General features: G+C 73.6%; 4 protein-coding genes. All 4 read left to right on the top strand.

From position 1 onward, the window contains the following. Positions 1 to 620, top strand: a 620-nt coding sequence (locus Q0283_RS04635; protein WP_298043348.1) for a hypothetical protein, incomplete at its 5' end; no start/stop codon positions are given. A 20-nt stretch (positions 621 to 640) separates the two neighbouring features. Then, a complete protein-coding gene (locus tag Q0283_RS04630) occupies positions 641 to 997 on the top strand; it encodes a hypothetical protein (protein ID WP_298043347.1) in 357 nt (118 codons plus the stop codon). A gap of 132 nt (positions 998 to 1129) precedes the next feature. Next, positions 1130 to 1753: an FABP family protein gene (locus Q0283_RS04625; RefSeq protein WP_010143215.1), complete on the top strand. Its 624-nt coding sequence runs from the start codon at positions 1130 to 1132 to the stop codon at positions 1751 to 1753. Further along, positions 1750 to 2907, top strand: a complete 1158-nt coding sequence (locus tag Q0283_RS04620) for a folate-binding protein YgfZ (RefSeq protein ID WP_298043343.1) — start codon at positions 1750 to 1752, stop codon at positions 2905 to 2907. The genes Q0283_RS04625 and Q0283_RS04620 overlap by 4 nt, the downstream gene beginning before the upstream one ends. Positions 2908 to 3020: the final 113 nt, after the last annotated feature.

Below are 3020 nucleotides of genomic sequence, written 5' to 3'. Positions count from 1 at the left end.
CCCGCCGCTCCCTGACCGCCGTGCTGCTGGCCTCCGGACTGGCCGCCACCTGGGCCGTGGCCCTCTGGCCGGTCCCCGAGGCCGGTGACCCCCGCCGGTCCTTCGGCGGATCGCTGATCGAGCCGGTCGCCATCTGCCTGGCCCTGGGCACGGTGGCCGCCTTCCTGGTCCAGTTGTTCCGCGGCCACGGCCGCCCCCAGCGGCTGGAGTCCACGGCCGGGACGGTGGCCGGCGTGGTGGTCGTGTGCGCCGTCGCCGGCTGGACCGCGGTCGCCCGGCACGACGCCGGCGCCCTCACCCTCTCCCTGGCCGTCTCGCTCGCGCTCGCCGCCGTGGCCGGGATGGCCCGGTTGCCCGGGCCCTGGGACGCGCTGCTCGCGGTGCTGCTGGCCGGACTCGCCCCCCTCGCGCTCGCGCTCGTGCTGCCCGGGCTGTACCCGCCGGCGGCCGTGACGGCCGGCGTGCTCGGTGCGCTGGGATCGGTGCTCGGCGGGCACACCGCGCCGGACGGTGGACGGGGGCGTCCCGTGGGCAACCGGGCCGCCGTCGCGCTGGGAGTGGCGCCCGTGGCCCTGGCCGGGCTGCTCGCGTACTTTGTGATCAGGATCATGCCGGGCTGACCGGCGGAAGGAGGCACGTGATGACGAACGAGACCGGACCGATGGCCAACGAGCTGTACTCGGTGGACCTCGAGGAGGGTGGCGACGACCCGGTGGAGCGGGTCTTCCGCTTCGTCGGCGGGGTGCTGACCCAGGTCCTCGGCGGCTACGGGGCCGGGGTGGTCGGGGCCTCCGTGGTGGTGCGCCGCAAGCGCGACGGCGAGGAGATGCTGCGCATCGACGTGCCGGACGCCGAGTCCGGGGACCAGGTGCTGCAGGCCCTGCAGGGGGACCTGGACACCTACCCGGCCGACGAGTTCGTGGCGGACTGGCTGGACAAGGTCCGGCATGGTCGTCACGTTGCAGGCCGGGACGCCGAGGGAACCCGGCTGGAGTAGGATGTCCGCATGTCGATTCTTGCACTTGAGGTCTTCTTCACCGTCCTGCTCGTCATCGCGGGCCTGGCCATGGCGGCGTTCGCCGTCCTCGTGGTCTCGGGCCTGTACAAGGGCCAGCGCTGATCCTTCCCCGTGCCCACTGAACTGCCCTTCGACCTGACGCCGGAGCTCGCTCCGCTGTCCTGGCTCATCGGCTCCTGGGAGGGACAGGGCCGGCTGGGAGCCGGGGACAGCGACAGCGAGATCTTCTACCAGCGGGTCGACTTCACGGACCACCAGCTGCCCTTCCTGGAGTACCGCGCCGAGTCGTGGCTCTGCGAGGAGGACGGCACGCTGCTGCGCCCGCTGACCGTGGAGTCCGGGTTCTGGGCACTCGACCGGGAACGCCGCGACGGTGATCCCGGACCCGGGATGTCCCCGGGTGACGTGGTGCCGACCCTGCGGTCCGCCGAGGACGTCGAGACGTACCGGCGCCAGGACGACAGCTTCCCCATCACGGCGCAGATCACCCACCCCGGGTCCCTGACGGAGCTGTACTACGGCGTCATCAAGGGCCCCCAGGTCCAATTGCGCACGGACTCCGTGCTGCGCGGCTCCGCCGCCGGGCCCTACGAGGGCGGTTCCCGGATCCTCGGGCTCGTCAACGGCCAGCTGTTCTGGCGCTGGGACGCCACGGCCGGCGGCGAGGAGCACCCGCACGCCTCGGCCATCCTCGACCGGATGCCCGACCGCACCCAGGGAAGACTGCCCCGATGACCTACACCTCGCCCCTGCTGTCCGGTCCGGACGCCGTCCACGGCGCGGTGGCCGGCACCGGTCCCGACACCCCGGTGGCCGCGCACTACGGCCAGCCGGTGGCCGAGCAGCGCGCGCTGGCCGCCGGCACCGCGGTGGTGGACCTGTCCCACCGCGGCGTGGTCACGGTCTCCGGCCCGGAGCGGCTGACCTGGCTGCACGTGCTGACCAGCCAGCGGCTGGACCGGGGGGTGGAGCCCGGGACCTCCACGGAGACGCTGTTCCTGGACGTCCAGGGCCGCATCGAGTTCGACTGCCACCTCGTGGACGACGGCGCCACCACCTGGCTCACCGTGGAACCGGGGGAGAACGTGGGGCTGGCCGACTGGCTGACCAGGATGAAGTTCGCGTCCCGCGTGGAGATCGCGGACCGGACCGGCGAGATCGCGGTGATCGGCACCACCGGTGACGTGCCGGCGTGGGACGAGCGGGACGACGTCGTCCGGTGGCGCGATCCCTGGCCGGCCATCGGCGAGGGCGGCTTCCCGTACACCGTGGACCCCGACCCGGCTCGGCACCCGGCCGCGGACTGGTCCTGGTCCGAGTACCTCGTGCCCGTCTCCGAGCTCGGTGCCCTGCCCGAGGGCTTCACCCTGGCCGGCGTGCTCGCCGCCGAGGGGTTGCGCATCGCGGCGCTGCGGCCCCGCCACGGGGTGGACACCGATGACCGCACCATCCCGCACGAGGTGGACCTCGTGCGCACGGCGGTCCACCTGAACAAGGGCTGTTACAAGGGTCAGGAGACGATCGCCCGGGTCCACAACCTCGGCCACCCGCCGCGCCGCCTGGCGTTCCTGCAGCTCGACGGCTCGGGCCACACCCTGCCGGAGCCCGGTGCGGACGTGGTCGTGCGCCCGGAGTCCGGGACCGCCGAGGCCGGCACCGCCCGGTCCGTGGGCACGCTCACCTCGGCCGCCCAGCACCACGAGATGGGCCCGATCGCGCTGGCCATCCTCAAGCGCAACACCGACCCCGAGGCCGAGCTGCTCGTGCGGGAGGGCAACGCCGAGGACGGCTGGTCCTTCACCGCGGCCGCCCAGGAGGTCGTCGTCTCGCCCCAGGCCGGCAAGGCCGTCGGCCGGGCCACCGGCTTCGTGCGCCGCGGCACCCGGTAGGCGGGTCGGCCCCATCACCGGGTGAACGGCACCGTCACCGGGTGAGCAGCACCGTCACTGGGTGAACAGCACCGTCGTCTGTGACCCGGCCAGCTCGAAGCCGAGGGTGCCGG

Source organism: uncultured Citricoccus sp., assembly GCF_937871995.1.
Taxonomy (GTDB): domain Bacteria; phylum Actinomycetota; class Actinomycetes; order Actinomycetales; family Micrococcaceae; genus Citricoccus.
This window is presented reverse-complemented; position numbering and strand designations above follow the sequence as displayed.

Excerpts from the sequence above, each read along its gene's own strand:
- Q0283_RS04630 (WP_298043347.1), top strand. The coding sequence starts at position 641 with ATGACGAACGAGACCGGACCGATGGCCAACGAGCTGTACTCGGTGGAC.
- Q0283_RS04620 (WP_298043343.1), top strand. The coding sequence starts at position 1,750 with ATGACCTACACCTCGCCCCTGCTGTCCGGTCCGGACGCCGTCCACGGC.